Genomic DNA, 14,353 nt, shown 5'->3' on the forward strand with positions numbered 1-14,353 from the left:
GGGGCCTGCTCCGAAACGGTGAACTTGCTTGAGAATGCCGTTATCATAGCAACAATGAAGCTTGTTTATACCTCTGTCATCGCCGTCATGGCCTTGTTTTTTGTGCCCACATCCCCCGCGGATGGATTGCCCGATCTGGGCGATGTTTCGGCCACCGTGCTTTCCCCGCTGGATGAAAAGAAAATTGCCGATCAGATCATGCGCAGCGTCATGGCCAGCGATGATGTAGAGCGTGATCCCGAAGTGCAGGATTATGTGCAGCAACTGGGCATGCGGCTGGTGGCGTCCAGTTCTGACAAGCTATTGCCCTTCAATTTTTTTGTAGTGAAGGATAATTCCATCAACGCCTTTGCCATGCCGGGTGGTGTGGTGGGGGTGCATACTGGGCTCATCGTCGCTGCCGAAAACGAATCCGAAGTGGCAGGCGTGCTGGGTCATGAAATCGGCCATGTGGTGCAGCGTCACTTGGCGCGCATGATGGCGCAGCAGAAACGCGACTCTATCATCAGCATGGCGACCATCGGTCTTGCATTGCTGGCGGCGCGCGCCAACCCGCAGCTTGCCAGCGGTGCCATGATGTCAGCCAGTGCCGGCTCATTGCAAAAGCAGCTGGACTACACGCGTGAGCACGAGCGCGAGGCTGATCGCGTAGGTTTGCAGATCATGGCGGATGCGGGGTTTGATACGCGCGGTATGCCAGCTTTTTTTGAGATTCTGCAGCGGGGTACGCGGTTTATTGATGGCAGTGCGCCTTCATTTCTGCGTACCCACCCGCTGACGACCGAGCGGATTGCCGATGTGCGCTCCCGCGTGGAGCAAGGTGCTTATCGGCAGGTGCAGGATAGTGCGGAATTCCAATATGTGCGCGCCAAGCTGCTGGCCAACCTGGGTCCTGCGCGGCAAGCCATGGAACTGTTCAGGAACAATCTTGCGCAACGCACGTATACCAATGAAGCCGCCCAGCATTATGGGCTTGCCATTGCCAGCCTGCGGGCCAATGACGTAAAGACGGCAGCCAACGAGCTAGTCTGGCTCAATCAGAATGCCAGTGCGCACGCCATGTTTGCCAGCCTGGCAGCCAATATCGAGATGGCGAAACAAAATCCTGCGGCTGCTACCCACTTATTCCAGCAAGGCCTGGAGCATTATCCTCGATCCCGTGCCCTGATATTCGGGTATGCCGAACATTTGCTGCGACTGGGCCAGACCGACGCAGCGCTTAATCTGGTGGCGCAAAATATCGACCTCTATCCGGATGATCCCTACTTTTATGAATTGCGCTCAAAGGCGTATACCATGCAGGGCAAGCGTTTGTTGCGGCATCAGGCGCAAGGGGAAGCCTATGTGCGGAGCTATAACTTGCCGCGGGCGATAGAGCAGATGGACCTGGCAGCCAAGGCGGGCGATGGCGATTTTTACCAGCAATCTATTGTAGAAGCGCGCCTCAAGCAGTTGCGCCTGCTGCTGAATGACCCCAAGGACAGGGGCTAACACGATAAAAGGACAGCCATGAAAAGACGCGGATTTATCCTGATGAGTGGTGCAGCATTGCTCAGTGGTTTGCTACTGCCACTGCGGGCGCTGGCGGCGGTGTGGAATAAAGCGGCATTTGAAGCGACCACGCTGGCTGGTGCAACCCAGGGCTTGCAGGTCGACAAGGAAACGCCTAGTGCAGACATTACCGTCAACGCGCCAGACCGTGCTGAAAATGGCGCCGTAGTCCAGGTGGAGGTCATCAGCCGGATTCCGGGCACGGAGGCGATTGCCATCGTAGTTGAGCACAACCCTACCCCTTTGATCGCCAATTTTATGTTTGCCAAAGACGCAGAGCCTTATGTGGTCACCCGCATCAAAATGGCAGAAACCGCCGAGGTGAAGGCGATTGTCAAAGTGGGGTCGCGCTACTTTACGGCGGGCAAACAGGTTGAAGTGCTGGAAAACGGCTGCGGCTAGGAGGCAATATGGCAGATAACATTAAAATGCGGGCACAGCTCAAGGGAGACGTAACAGAGCTGAAAGTGCTGATGACGCATCCGATGGAAACCGGGCGACGTAAAAATGATCTGGATGAAGTGGTACCAGCCCATTTTATTCAGCTGGTGACGATCAGCCTGAATGGCAACGTGGTGACAGAGGCGCAATGGGGGACAGGTATTTCCAAGAACCCCTATTTGACCTTGCACTTGCGCGGCGCCAAGGTCGGCGACATGGTCGCTGTGGTCTGGCATGACAACAAGGGCCAGAGCGCCCGCCATGAAATTGCTGTCACGGCGGGCTAGCGACTAGTGATAACTGTAGCTCAGCTGAGCTATGGATTAGCTAACCTCGAGATCAGCTGACTTACAGATCAGCTTCCCAGGCATTGCCGTAGACTTTGCCATTCCGCGACAAAATCCACATCTGGTACATGCTGGTAAACCACATGAAGGTTGAGGCGACGCTGTAACCCAGACCGCCAATGATGGTGAGCCAGGCAAAGCCAGGATTCAGCTTGGTCAGCCACCATGACAGCACATCCAGAATCAGGAAGGCGAATGGGAAGGCGATGGCCAGAATCTTCAATTTGCGTGGCACGTTGACAGCAAAGCTGAAAATCAGCGACATGAAAAAGAAGATGAACGCGATACCAAACAAGTGAATGTGCGAGACACGCGTCAGGCTTGCCACGCTGGCGCCTTCATTTACCTGAGCCACTTTTTTCACTTCATCAAAGTGGGTGAAGTTGGGGATGCCGGGCACATTGCTGTGGCACATGACACAGTGCTGGGCGAATACTTGCTTGAAGTGGGGTTCCCATTCTTTTTCCGGTGCGCCATCGCGCGCCCACTTGATAATCTCCAGGCGTACTTCAGGGGGTGCCTTGTCTTTCATGGCGCCGTTCAGCATGCCTTCGAGGCGGCTGCCACTGCGATCACCGTAGTAGCTGTAGACGATATCGTCTTTTGACAAGCCGATTTTGCCGTCTGCCATGCCGTGAGTCAGCATGATCTGCAAACCTGCCATACAGAGGCCGACGCCGATTACCAGCAAATAGCCAGAAAACAGAACCTTGACAGGGGTGGGGAGGTTGGGAAGGTTGAACCAGTCCATAGGTGATGTTGACTTCATTTGATTCTCATAAAGCAGGTTGAAAAAGCGGGATGACGGCTGCGTATTAACGTGGCGTTACATTGCTCTGCAGAGAGATGTATCAGGCACAGCAGTTTCAACGAAAGAATACCTCAAACTTAGGTGCCTGCTACAAAATAAACAGCATTTTTATCAAGGGCAGATTTTTTTTGCATCGGTATCTTTCAGAAATGATGGAACAAATGGCAGCTGACAGGGTTTAATCAACATGCCGCTGAGGCTGCGGCATTATTACCACACCGATATTTAAAATATATCAAAAGTATTTAAACAATCAATTTTTATTATTATAAGACTTTCTCTATACTTAGCTTCGTTTCCAAACCAACCCAAAAGGAGATTTACATGAGCACCTTGATCAACACTGAAGTTAAGCCATTCAAAGCCCAGGCATTTCATAACGGCAAGTTTATTGAAGTGACCGATGCAGCTCTGAAGGGCAAATGGTCCGTGCTGATTTTCATGCCAGCCGCGTTTACTTTCAATTGCCCAACAGAAATTGAAGATGCTGCTGACAATTACGCTGAATTCCAGAAGGCGGGCGCCGAAGTTTATATCGTGACCACCGATACGCACTTCTCACACAAGGTATGGCACGAAACATCGCCAGCCGTGGGCAAGGCACAGTTCCCGCTGGTAGGTGATCCGACTCACCAACTGACACGCGCTTTTGAAGTGCATATTGAAGAAGAAGGTCTGGCACTGCGCGGCACCTTCATCATCAACCCAGAAGGCGTGATCAAGACGGCTGAAATCCATGACAACGCCATTGCGCGTGATGTGAAGGAAACCGTACGCAAGCTGAAGGCAGCGCAATACGTGGCCAACAACCCAGGCCAGGTTTGCCCAGCCAAGTGGAAGGAAGGCGAAAAGACCCTGACTCCTTCTCTGGATCTGGTAGGCAAGATCTAAGGCGGGAATAGCGCCTTAAACGCTCCTGCTACGGCAGGGCGTTGAGCACAGGGCATGGAAGGCCACTAGCCAACCGTGTCCTGCCCTCGACGCGATCCCTGGAATAAACGAAACCAAGCCAGCGCCAAAAGCGCAAGGCCGGGGTGAACTCACCCCGAACAACTGGAGAACACCATGCTTGACGATACACTCAAAACCCAACTTCAGACCTATTTGGGCATGTTACGTCAGCCTATCCGGCTGATAGCCTCGCTCGATGACAGTGAAAAAGCCACTGAAATGCGTGAGTTGTTGCAAGACATTGCCGCGCTGTCAGACAAGGTCAGCCTGGATCTGGCTGGCAATGATGCCCGCAAGCCTTCGTTTGTGATTGCACGTGAAGGTGAGACCAGTGGCGTACGCTTTGCTGCCATTCCGCTGGGCCATGAGTTTACGTCGCTGGTACTTGCTTTGTTATGGACTGGTGGTCACCCGCCCAAGGTCGAAGCGGACGTGATTGAACAGATCAAGGCGCTGGATGGTGATTTCCGCTTTGAGGTTTACATGAGCCTCTCCTGCCATAACTGCCCGGACGTGGTGCAGGCGACAGCATTGATGGCGATTCTGAATCCCAAGGTACAAACCACCATCATTGATGGTGCCTTGTATCAGGATGAAGTAAATGGTCGCAACATCATGGCCGTGCCAACCACCTACATGAACGGTGAGCCATTTGGCTCGGGCCGCATGACGGTAGAAGAGCTGCTGACCAAGCTGGATACCGGTGCTGAGGCACGCGAGGCTGCCAAGCTGGACCAGAAGGCACCATATGATGTGCTGATCGTGGGCGGTGGACCTGCTGGCGCCTCAGCCGCTATCTATGCGGCTCGCAAGGGCATACGTACCGGTATCGTGGCCGAGCGTTTTGGTGGTCAGGTGATGGATACTCTGGGCATCGAAAACTTCATCTCGGTGAAGGAAACCGAAGGGCCCAAGCTGGTGGCAGCACTCGAAGAGCATGTGCGCAGCTACGATGTCGACATCATCAACCTGCAACGTGCCGAGTCGATTACGCGCGGCGAGCTGGTTGAAGTGAAGCTGGCAGGTGGCGCTACGCTCAAGAGCAAAGCGGTGATTGCGGCTACTGGTGCCCGGTGGCGCGAGCTGAACGTGCCAGGTGAGAAGGAATACCGCGGCAAAGGCGTGGCGTATTGCCCACACTGCGATGGTCCTTTGTTCAAAGGCAAGCGTGTCGCGGTGATTGGCGGTGGTAACTCAGGCGTTGAGGCGGCGATTGATCTGGCCGGGTTTGTTGGCCATGTCACGCTGATCGAATACGACACCAAGCTGCGTGCTGATGCCGTGCTGCAGAACAAGTTGTTCAGCTTGCCCAATGTCACGGTGGTCATTAACGCGCAAACGATCGAAGTAACCGGCGATTCCCAAAAGGTCAACGGTTTGGTGTACAAGGACCGCGCCACAAGCGTGGATCATCATCTGGAACTGGAAGGTGTCTTTGTACAAATCGGTCTCTTGCCGAATACCGACTGGCTCAAGGGCAGTGATGTCGAGCTGAGCAAGTTCGGTGAGATCAAGGTGGATGCGCATGGGCAGACATCGATGGCGGGTGTGTTTGCGGCGGGGGATGTGACGACCGTGCCTTACAAGCAGATCATCATTGCCATGGGTGAAGGTTCCAAGGCAGCACTGGGCGCATTTGATTACCTGATACGCCAGTAAGCGTCACGCTGCACCTACTTTTATGACAATCTCAATTGCCATAAAAGGCCAGGGCCAGTGTTCTTTCCCGGGTAGGGGAGAACACTGGCCCTGAATTTTTTGGTTTTGCCGTTGTTACAACTCAAGCATTTTTGAGGTTTTTAAATGGCTTGAGAGATGACAAATGATGGGTATTGGTCAAAGAAGGTGACTCTGACGTTGAAACCCAGATCACGGGCCCGTTGTGCGAGCAGCGTGAAAATGTGCAGTTCATTCTTCAGTGGGATCAGGAACACATTGTCGGCAAACGCCTGAGTAGACTCCGACTTGTGCTGCTCCTTGTTTAACTGAATGATGTTTTGACTGCTGGTGATGAAGGTGACCCAATTCTTGTTTTCATGATTGGGGTTCGGCCGGTCTACGATCAATAGTGCTGAGTGCATTTTATATCTCCTCGTTTTTATAAAAGACCTACAGTTTCCGTACTTAAAAAATCAAAAACCGTGAAACTAGCATTACAGGTCTCTACAAGAAAATCAATACTCGCAAGATGGATATAGCTTTAAATTTTTATGATTTTGCTGCCGAGGGCGTCACGACAGGCTCAGCAGCTGGCGTAGCAAGGGCAGCGTTACCGGGCGTTTGTAACTGAGCGACCATTCATCCAGAGCATCCAGCGTGGAAACCAGCGTCGGCAAGTCGCGACGCAGGTGACGCAGGCAATAATCCAGCACTTCATCCGGCAATCGCATGCCACGCGCTGCCGCATGTTGGCGCAATGCCAAGGCTTTTTCTTCATCGCTGAGCGGATGAAGTTGATAGCTGAGGCCCCATGCCAGGCGGGTGGCAAGGTCATCACGGAGCTGCATGGCGGTAGGAGCCGCGATGCCAGCAGCCACCAACACGCCTTCACCAGCACGCAGGTGGTTGTAGCTGTCAAACAAGGCAATCTGTTCTTCTTCGTTTAGTAGCTGTACATCATCAGCGCAGATAACATGCACACCCGAGGCTTCGCCGGCGCGGTTGCAGGCATGCAACAGATGGCTCTTGCCGCTGCCGGTTTCGCCCCACAGGTAGATAAAGCGTTGCGGACTTTGGCCCTCCAGCGCGGCGCGCAGGCTGTGCAGGGCTTCGGCATTGCGGCCTGGAACAAAATTATCCAGGCTGGGCAAGGCCGATGGTTGAATGTCGAGCAATAACTGTTTCATGGCATTTAGCCGCGGGGCGGCATGAGTAGGGGCTGCATTTTATGTGAACCTGCTTAACGCAGGTAGATATCGCTATTGAGATAGGCGCGTTTGGCATGGCGCAGACCGACGGCAATCGCGGCGCTGACAGGCAAGGCCAGCAGGATGCCGGTAAAGCCGAACAATTGACCGCCAGCCAGCAGGGCAAAAATTACCATGACAGGATGCAGGCCGATACGGTCTCCTACCAGCCAGGGCGTGAGCCACATGCTTTCCAGCATCTGCCCGATCCCAAACACCGCGATGACGGGCACATATTGGGCAAAGGTGGTGAACTGCAGCACCGATGCCAGTGCCGCGAGTAGCATGCCAGTGCCGATGCCCAGGTAAGGCACAAAGCCAAGCAAGCCTGCAATCAAGCCAATGGGCAGCGCGAGCTCCAGCCCGGAAAGCCAGAGACCGGTCGCATAAAATGCGCTCATCAAGAGCATGACGGATAACTGCCCGCGTAAAAATTCTGCCAGCATCATGTCAACTTCGCGGGCAATCTCTACGGTTTTGGCATACCAGCGCCGTGGCAGTAGCTGGTCAAAACGATTGAGGATATCGTGCCAGTCGCGCAGCAGGTAAAACAGCACAATGGGAATCAGCACCAGATTGGCCAGCCAGGCAAACAGCGCCAGCCCGTGATCGCTCAGTGCCAGCAAGAACTTGCCAACGAAATCACTGGCAGATTTCCAGTTGCTGGTAATCACCTGCTGTACTTTGGTGGCATCAATATCCACGGCGACGCCAAAGTGCTGTAACAGCCAAGGCTCAATACGGGTGCGCAAGCCGGTGATGTAGGTCGGCAGCTTTTGCATGATGAGCATGAATTCTTTCTGCATCATGGGGATCACGATCAGCAGCAGGATGCAGATAATGGCAATTAACATCAGCATGACCAGAAGCGAGGCGATAGTGCGCCCCAAGGTGAGCTGCCAGAGGCGTACCTGAGCTAGTCTGTCGACCAGCGGATTGCAGATATAGGCGAAAATGGCGGCAATCAGAAACGGCGCCATGATGGGCAGCAGCAGATATACCACCAGCAGGAACAGGCTGCCGAGCAGAATCACGCGGTAATCAGGCAACAGGTTTTCTCGTTTGGCGGTCATTTCGGGTAAAATTATATTTAATTACTGTAATTTATCTTGTGGAAAGCGAGAACTCAACTTGAATTCTGATCAAACCAACGGCGGTGCCGCACCAACTTCAATGAGCTATCGCGACGCCGGTGTCGATATCGAAGCCGGCGATGCGCTGGTCGAGGAGATCAAACCGTTTGCCAAGCGTACCATGCGCCCCGAGGTTTTGGGCGGAATTGGCGGATTCGGCTCGCTGTTCGAAGTCCCGAAAAAATTCAAAAATCCTGTGCTGGTTTCTGGTACCGATGGCGTGGGCACCAAGCTCAAGCTGGCATTTCAGCTGAACAAACACGACACCGTAGGTATCGATCTGGTCGCGATGAGCGTGAACGATATTCTTGTGCAAGGCGCTGAGCCTCTGTTTTTCCTGGATTACTTTGCCTGTGGCAAGCTCGAAGTTGGCGTGGCTGCCCAGGTGATCAAGGGGATTGCGCTGGGCTGTGAACAAGCGGGCTGTGCCCTGGTTGGCGGCGAGACCGCTGAAATGCCCGGTATGTATCCTGCAGGTGAGTATGACCTCGCTGGCTTTGCCGTGGGTGCGGTCGACAAGGAAGCCATCATTGACGGTACTACCATTGCGGCGGGTGACGTCGTGCTGGGTCTGGCATCCAGTGGTGCGCATTCCAATGGTTACTCGCTGATCCGCAAGCTGATCGAGAAATCCGGTATTGATATGGATAGCGATTTCCATGGCAAGCCATTCCGCGATGTGGTGATGGCGCCTACCCGTATTTACGTCAAATCCCTGCTAAAGCTGCTGGCGGCCATGTCGGTCAAGGGCATGGCCCACATTACCGGTGGCGGCATCACGGAAAATATCCCGCGCGTATTGCCTGCCGGGCTGACCGCCGAAGTTCGCCGCGACAGCTGGACCCTGCCGCCCTTGTTCCAATGGCTGCAGGCACAAGGCAACGTGGTCGATGACGAGATGTATCGTACTTTCAACTGTGGTATCGGCATGGTGGTGATTGTGTCAGCCGCGCAGGCGCCAGAGGCAATCAAGCTGCTGGCAGATGCCGGTGAGCAGGTGTGGCAGATTGGCCAGATTCGCGCGCAGCAACCAAACGAAGCGCCTACGGTCGTGGTGTAATCGCCGGAACGAAAACCAGCGGCTATCGTCACATGGACATCGCTCACTTCAAGTAGACATCATGCGCTATCTTTCCTTACGCAATTCCATTTTCACTGCTTGTTGCCTGCTGGCGGCGTCGGTCGTGCACGCCGCGCCGCGCCAGGTGGAGCTGGTGTATGAAGCCACCCGCAATGGTCAGCCATTCGCCACGGTGACCGAGACGTTTCGTCAGGAAAACGGCCGCTACCGCATTGAAAGCGTGACGCAGGGCATAGGTGTGTATGCTTTGTTTGGCAAGCGCCGCCTGATGAGCGAAGGCGAAGTCACCGAGCAAGGGCTCAAGCCCAGCCATTTTGAGCTGCATCAGGGTGACAACGATAAAAAATCATTGCTGACGGACTTCGACTGGCCCCAGAACCAGCTCAATATGCAAGTGAAAGGCAAAACCGTCACTGCCCCCCTTGAGCCAGGTGCTCAGGATCTGGCCAGTTTCATTTATCAATTCATGTTCCGTCCCCCTGTTGGCGAGGATGTGAATATGCCGGTGACGACTGGCAAGAAGCTGCGTAGCTATCATTATCGGGTGACTGAGCGCGATGTCCCGCTTGATTTGCCTGGCGGCCATTTCAAGACGCTGCATCTGGTAGATGCCACGCCGGATGGCGAGGACAGCAAGGAATTCTGGCTGGCGACGGACCGTCATCATCTGCCTGTTCGTTTGGAAATGCGCGATGACAAAGGTGCCAAAATCGAGCAGATTCTGACCAGCGTGCATGCGGAATAAGCAAGACGACCCTCAGCGTAAGTATTACCTCCGCTATGCCCTGGCCCTGCTGATTTCACTGCTGTTGCATGTGGTGTTGCTGGGCGGGCTGGATATCAGGCTACCAGATTTGCCTTCTGCCCCCAGCACGATGCAGGTCGAAATGTTGCCTGCGCCATTGCCCAAGCCATTGCCACCGGCCGTCAAGCCCAAACCCAAAAAAGCGGCTACCCAGGCCACGCCTGCCGCTCCTCAGGAGGCGGTGCCCTCAGAGGGGACGCCAGCGGAGAATGCTCCCACTGGTTTGGCGGATGCTGGTGATGCCGCTGCCCCTGTTCTAGAGGAAAACGAGCCGCCTGAAGAAGTGACCGAGGCTCCACCTGAGCTATCCAAACCTGATCCGGTGAATTATGTGGAAATGGATTATGAGGTAAAGCGCGGTGGCCAGGCTGGCGCATTAGGCCGTACCCATGTGCTTTTCAAGGTGCATGACGAAAATCGCTATAGCCTCACGAGCGAAACCGAGGCTCAAGGGCTCGCATCCCTGTTTGTCTCCGGCAAGCTGGTGCAGCGTAGCGAAGGCGTGGTGACGGAACACGGTTTGCAGCCGCAGCATTTTTTTTATCAGTATGGCAACAACGAAGCCAAGGCCCAACGAGCCGAGCTGGATTGGGATAACCATACGATCGCCATGCAAAGCAGCAAGGGGCTGGTGACGCAGGTCCTGCCAGCGGGGACACAGGACTTGCTAAGTTTCATGTATCAATACATGTATCAGGATCCTCTGGCCCAGATGCAGGTGGCGGTGACCAATGGCAAGCGCCTGCGTACATACAGCTATAGTTTTGAAGGGGAAGAGCAGGTGCAGACCCGCATGGGCGAGATACGTGCCCTCCATATTGCAAAATCCAGTGGTAACGAAAAGACCGAGTTGTGGCTGGCGGTCGACTATCGTTACCTGCCTATTAAAATACGTAAAACAGACGAGGACGGTACAGTGCTTGAGCAGATTATGACCAAGCTGAATACCGATATCATGAAATGAAAAACATCCATCCCCAATTACTTCGATTTGCTGGTACTGCGCTGGCCGATATTCTCGCCGGTACCGGCCCGGCCGATGCTGTGCTCGGTTCTTTTTTCCGCAATAACCGCGAGCTAGGCACCAAGGATAGAGCCTTTGTAGCGGAGTCCGTCTATGGCGTATTGCGCCGCAAGCGCTTGCTATCCTACCTTGCCGATGGTGATGACCCGCGCAAACTGCTGGTGGCCTGGCTGGTACGTGTGCAGGGTATGAGCCTGCGCGACCTGGAAGACACGCTTAACACCCAGCAAAAAGAGTGGGCGCAGGAAATCAAAGCCAAAAATACAGACAATCTCAGTCTCGCCATTCAGGCCGACATGCCGGACTGGTTATGGGAAAAACTCAGTGCTCAATACGGTGATGAGCAGGCACTCACTATTGCGCGCAGCATGCAACAGCAGGCCATGATGGATTTGCGTGTGAATACGATCAAAGCGACCCGCGAAGACGTGCTGGCCAAATTCATCAGCGAAAATACCCAGCTGAATCAGGACACCATTGTACCGACCCCGCTATCACCGACCGGTATACGTCTGCCCCAGCGCCTGAATATCAGTCGGCATATTCTGTTTACCGAAGGCAAGGTAGAAGTGCAGGATGAAGGCAGTCAGCTGCTGGCACATCTGGTAGCACCACGTCGCGGCGAGATGATTGCTGATCTCTGCGCGGGTGCCGGGGGCAAGACCCTTGCCATGGGTGCACTCATGCGCAATACAGGTCGTCTGTATGCATTTGATATATCCGAAAAACGCCTGACCAATTTGGGGCAGCGCCTCAAGCGCTCGGGCTTGTCCAATCTGCATAGCCAACTGATCAGCAGCGAGCAGGACGCCAAGCTTAAACGTCTGAATGGCAAGTTCAACCGCGTGCTGGTGGATGCACCTTGTAGTGGCCTGGGTACCTTGCGTCGCAACCCCGACCTCAAATGGCGGCAAACCCCGCAGGATGTGTTGGAGCTGAGTGGCAAGCAAACGTCTATCCTGGCGCGAGCCGCCAAGCTGGTGAAGGCGGGCGGCCGCCTGATTTACGCTACCTGCAGCCTGCTTTCCGATGAAAACGAAGCCATTGCCGAAGCGTTTCTGGCAGCCCATCCCGATTTCAAGCTGATTCCTGCCAATGAAGTCCTGGCGCAACAGCAGATTCCGGTGGACACCGGGGCTTACCTCAAACTGTTGCCTCATCTGCATCAGACCGATGGTTTCTTTGCAGCGGTATTTGAAAAAGCCGCCGCCAGCCAGGAAACGCCAGCCGCTTGATCAGGGCTGGCTGATTAAGCGCTAGCTTCCGCGCGCCTCTAATCAATACTAGGCAGCACCGGGCGGCTGCGGTAAAGTCATTTCATGCAGGGCTTGCCTGCATGCAAGCAGCACTTAACCGTAGCCGCCTAATCCCCGAGGTCTCGATGAAGCTTAGTCTCAACACCCAGATTTTTAGCGGTGCCGCCATAGGCGTGCTCATTGGCATGGCGATCAGCACCCTTGCCCAGGATAGCGAGCTGCGCGTGCAGTCACTGTATGCGCTCGGACTTGTCGGCAGTGTGTTTATCGACCTGCTCAAGATGGTGTTGATCCCCCTGGTATTCACGTCGATAGTTGTCGGGGTCGCCAATCTTCAGGCGCATCGTCAGGTACACCGGGTGTGGATCAGCACGCTGGGATTTTTCATCCTGTCCATGGCGCTGGCCATCGCACTTGCGTTAGCCGCGAGCAATATCTTCAAACCGGGTGAGGGCATGCAACTGGCCATGTTCCAGGATGCCATGCAGAATTTCGAAGCTCATCGGATGACCATGTCTGAGTTTTTCAAACAATTTCTGCATGAACTGTTCATGAATCCGTTTGCCGCACTCGCCAATGGCAAGGTGCTGGCCGTGGTGATTTTCGCCTTGTTCATGGGGATTGCCCTGGTGGTTGGGGGCGAGCGCTACCAGAACATACACAAACTGCTGCAGGAAGCTCAGGAGCTGGTCATGCGGATTGTTGGCTGGATCATGCACCTGGCGCCGCTAGGGATCATGGCCTTGCTGGCCCAGCTGGTGGCCAATCAGGATCTGGGTCTGCTACAGACCATGGGCAAATTTGTCACGCTCATCGTGGCGACGACGCTGATCCACGGTGTCATCATTCTGCCACTGTTACTGTACGTTGTGACTGGGGTAACGCCTTTGCGCTTCTGGCGTGGCGCGCGCGAGGCGCTGATTACAGCCTTTGCGACCAGTTCGAGTTCGGCGACTTTGCCGGTGACCTTGCGCTGCGTCGAAAACAAGCTGCACGTAAAACCGGAAATCGCCGGGTTTGTCGTGCCGCTGGGCGCCACCATCAATATGGATGGCACCGCTTTGTATGAAGCGGCGGCCGCTTTGTTTATTGCGCATCTGGCGGGCATAGAGTTGGGTACGGGCCAGCAGCTGGTGGTATTTTTTACCGCCATGATCGCTGCCATGGGTGCACCGGGCATTCCCAGTGCGGGTATGGTGACCATGGTGATGGTGTTGCAGTCGGTGGGGTTACCCGCTGAGGCCATTGCGATTTTGTTGCCCATAGACCGCTTGCTCGATACCTTGCGGACCACAGTGAATGTTGAAGGGGATATGGTGGGCAGTCTGATTGTGCAAAAACTGGTGCAGCGCTAGTTTGACTACTTATTTGCTCGTGAAAGCCCAAGTATCCGGCTGTTTTTAAGAGCATTAAAATTTAATCTCAACGCCACCACGTGCCAGTCGGAGCAAGGCTGGCATTTTTTATGGCTTTATATGATAATAATTCTCATTAGCCAGCGATGTCCCGCAGAAAAGCAGGGCTGTAAGCCAACAACTCCCTACTTTAGCTCAGTAAAAAAGGACATTCACTATGCGTTTATATCGTTCCCTCGCACTTGTCATCGGATTTGCTTCCAGTCAGGCCATGGCGGCTGCCTGCAGTATTGATATCGAAGCCAATGATGCCATGCAGTTCAACACCAAAGCTGTCGAAGTCAGCAAAAGCTGCAAGGAATTCACCGTGAATCTCAAGCATACCGGCACCATGGCAAAAGCCATGATGGGTCACAACTGGGTATTGGCCAAAGCCAGTGACGAAAAAGCTGTGCTGACCGATGGCGCCGCTGCCGGATCAGCGAATGATTACGTCAAGGCGGGCGATGCGCGCGTGATTGTGCACACCAAGCTGATTGGCGGTGGCGAGAAAGATAGCGTCAAGTTTGCTGCCAGCAAGCTCGCAGATGGACAAGACTATGTATTTTTCTGCTCTTTCCCCGGCCATGCCTTCATGATGAAGGGTAGCGTCAAGCTCGTAAATTGATCAGCCATTCAACAAGCTGAAGTCA

Annotated in this window: 15 protein-coding genes; 11 read left to right on the forward strand and 4 right to left on the reverse strand. The window is 54.3% G+C overall.

Going from position 1 to position 14,353, the window contains the following annotated elements; translation table 11 throughout:
* Positions 1–54 precede the first annotated feature (54 nt).
* The 3 genes from LG204_RS05355 to soxZ are packed head-to-tail and all read left to right on the forward strand — an operon-like array spanning position 55 to position 2,279.
* Positions 55–1,491 (forward strand): M48 family metalloprotease, encoded by a 1,437-nt coding sequence (locus LG204_RS05355; RefSeq protein WP_230336302.1) that lies wholly within the window; start codon positions 55–57, stop codon positions 1,489–1,491.
* Between the two features lie 18 nt (positions 1,492–1,509).
* Positions 1,510–1,953: a thiosulfate oxidation carrier protein SoxY gene (locus tag LG204_RS05360; protein ID WP_230336303.1), complete on the forward strand. Its 444-nt coding sequence runs from the start codon at positions 1,510–1,512 to the stop codon at positions 1,951–1,953.
* 8 nt (positions 1,954–1,961) lie between these two features.
* Entirely contained in the window at positions 1,962–2,279 is a 318-nt protein-coding gene (gene soxZ, locus LG204_RS05365; RefSeq protein WP_230336304.1) for a thiosulfate oxidation carrier complex protein SoxZ, read from the forward strand.
* 61 nt (positions 2,280–2,340) lie between these two features.
* On the opposite strand, the gene LG204_RS05370 is transcribed toward soxZ, so the two are convergent.
* On the reverse strand, positions 2,341–3,090 hold the full coding sequence (locus tag LG204_RS05370) for an elongation factor-1 alpha (protein WP_230336368.1): 750 nt from the start codon (positions 3,088–3,090) through the stop codon (positions 2,341–2,343).
* 384 nt (positions 3,091–3,474) lie between these two features.
* Here LG204_RS05370 and ahpC point away from each other — a divergent pair, with 384 nt between their 5' ends.
* Together ahpC and ahpF are read left to right on the forward strand one after the other, a co-directional pair.
* Positions 3,475–4,041, forward strand: coding sequence for an alkyl hydroperoxide reductase subunit C (gene ahpC / locus LG204_RS05375; RefSeq protein ID WP_013441042.1), 567 nt, complete (start codon positions 3,475–3,477; stop codon positions 4,039–4,041).
* A 174-nt stretch (positions 4,042–4,215) separates the two neighbouring features.
* A complete protein-coding gene (gene ahpF / locus LG204_RS05380; protein WP_230336305.1) occupies positions 4,216–5,760 on the forward strand; it encodes an alkyl hydroperoxide reductase subunit F in 1,545 nt (514 codons plus the stop codon).
* A gap of 140 nt (positions 5,761–5,900) precedes the next feature.
* Here the strand turns inward: ahpF and LG204_RS05385 are convergent, their stop codons facing one another.
* The 3 genes from LG204_RS05385 to LG204_RS05395 all read right to left on the reverse strand — a co-directional run bounded on the left by LG204_RS05385 (position 5,901) and on the right by LG204_RS05395 (position 8,080).
* Positions 5,901–6,182: a hypothetical protein gene (locus LG204_RS05385; protein WP_013441044.1), complete on the reverse strand. Its 282-nt coding sequence runs from the start codon at positions 6,180–6,182 to the stop codon at positions 5,901–5,903.
* Between the two features lie 150 nt (positions 6,183–6,332).
* Entirely contained in the window at positions 6,333–6,947 is a 615-nt protein-coding gene (locus LG204_RS05390) for an HdaA/DnaA family protein (RefSeq protein ID WP_230336306.1), read from the reverse strand.
* Positions 6,948–7,000: 53 nt separating this feature from the next.
* Positions 7,001–8,080: an AI-2E family transporter gene (locus tag LG204_RS05395; protein ID WP_230336307.1), complete on the reverse strand. Its 1,080-nt coding sequence runs from the start codon at positions 8,078–8,080 to the stop codon at positions 7,001–7,003.
* A gap of 100 nt (positions 8,081–8,180) precedes the next feature.
* On the opposite strand from LG204_RS05395, the gene purM reads away from it, so the two are divergent.
* From purM to azu, 6 genes are all read left to right on the forward strand, one after another.
* Entirely contained in the window at positions 8,181–9,200 is a 1,020-nt protein-coding gene (gene purM, locus LG204_RS05400; RefSeq protein WP_230336369.1) for a phosphoribosylformylglycinamidine cyclo-ligase, read from the forward strand.
* 61 nt (positions 9,201–9,261) lie between these two features.
* Positions 9,262–9,966, forward strand: coding sequence for a DUF3108 domain-containing protein (locus LG204_RS05405; protein WP_230336308.1), 705 nt, complete (start codon positions 9,262–9,264; stop codon positions 9,964–9,966).
* On the forward strand, positions 9,956–10,990 hold the full coding sequence (locus tag LG204_RS05410; protein WP_230336309.1) for a DUF3108 domain-containing protein: 1,035 nt from the start codon (positions 9,956–9,958) through the stop codon (positions 10,988–10,990). The genes LG204_RS05405 and LG204_RS05410 overlap by 11 nt, the downstream gene beginning before the upstream one ends.
* On the forward strand, positions 10,987–12,285 hold the full coding sequence (locus LG204_RS05415; protein ID WP_230336310.1) for an RsmB/NOP family class I SAM-dependent RNA methyltransferase: 1,299 nt from the start codon (positions 10,987–10,989) through the stop codon (positions 12,283–12,285). Before LG204_RS05410 ends, LG204_RS05415 begins: the two co-directional genes overlap by 4 nt.
* Before the next feature lie 146 nt (positions 12,286–12,431).
* Positions 12,432–13,661 carry a dicarboxylate/amino acid:cation symporter gene (locus LG204_RS05420; RefSeq protein WP_230336370.1) on the forward strand — a complete coding sequence of 410 codons (1,230 nt, stop codon included), beginning with the start codon at positions 12,432–12,434 and terminating at the stop codon, positions 13,659–13,661.
* 217 nt (positions 13,662–13,878) lie between these two features.
* Positions 13,879–14,328 carry an azurin gene (azu, locus tag LG204_RS05425; RefSeq protein WP_230336311.1) on the forward strand — a complete coding sequence of 150 codons (450 nt, stop codon included), beginning with the start codon at positions 13,879–13,881 and terminating at the stop codon, positions 14,326–14,328.
* The last annotated feature ends 25 nt before the right edge of the window (positions 14,329–14,353 follow it).

This window comes from Methylovorus menthalis, from assembly GCF_020523625.1.
In the GTDB taxonomy this organism is placed as follows: domain Bacteria; phylum Pseudomonadota; class Gammaproteobacteria; order Burkholderiales; family Methylophilaceae; genus Methylovorus; species Methylovorus menthalis.

Coding starts and splice junctions, on each gene's coding strand:
- purM (WP_230336369.1), top strand. CDS start 8,181: ATGAGCTATCGCGACGCCGGTGTCGATATCGAAGCCGGCGATGCGCTG.
- azu (WP_230336311.1), top strand. CDS start 13,879: ATGCGTTTATATCGTTCCCTCGCACTTGTCATCGGATTTGCTTCCAGT.
- LG204_RS05415 (WP_230336310.1), top strand. CDS start 10,987: ATGAAAAACATCCATCCCCAATTACTTCGATTTGCTGGTACTGCGCTG.
- soxZ (WP_230336304.1), top strand. CDS start 1,962: ATGGCAGATAACATTAAAATGCGGGCACAGCTCAAGGGAGACGTAACA.
- ahpC (WP_013441042.1), top strand. CDS start 3,475: ATGAGCACCTTGATCAACACTGAAGTTAAGCCATTCAAAGCCCAGGCA.
- LG204_RS05390 (WP_230336306.1), bottom strand. CDS start 6,947: ATGAAACAGTTATTGCTCGACATTCAACCATCGGCCTTGCCCAGCCTG.
- LG204_RS05395 (WP_230336307.1), bottom strand. CDS start 8,080: ATGACCGCCAAACGAGAAAACCTGTTGCCTGATTACCGCGTGATTCTG.
- ahpF (WP_230336305.1), top strand. CDS start 4,216: ATGCTTGACGATACACTCAAAACCCAACTTCAGACCTATTTGGGCATG.
- LG204_RS05410 (WP_230336309.1), top strand. CDS start 9,956: ATGCGGAATAAGCAAGACGACCCTCAGCGTAAGTATTACCTCCGCTAT.
- LG204_RS05405 (WP_230336308.1), top strand. CDS start 9,262: ATGCGCTATCTTTCCTTACGCAATTCCATTTTCACTGCTTGTTGCCTG.
- LG204_RS05360 (WP_230336303.1), top strand. CDS start 1,510: ATGAAAAGACGCGGATTTATCCTGATGAGTGGTGCAGCATTGCTCAGT.
- LG204_RS05420 (WP_230336370.1), top strand. CDS start 12,432: ATGAAGCTTAGTCTCAACACCCAGATTTTTAGCGGTGCCGCCATAGGC.
- LG204_RS05355 (WP_230336302.1), top strand. CDS start 55: ATGAAGCTTGTTTATACCTCTGTCATCGCCGTCATGGCCTTGTTTTTT.
- LG204_RS05370 (WP_230336368.1), bottom strand. CDS start 3,090: ATGGACTGGTTCAACCTTCCCAACCTCCCCACCCCTGTCAAGGTTCTG.
- LG204_RS05385 (WP_013441044.1), bottom strand. CDS start 6,182: ATGCACTCAGCACTATTGATCGTAGACCGGCCGAACCCCAATCATGAA.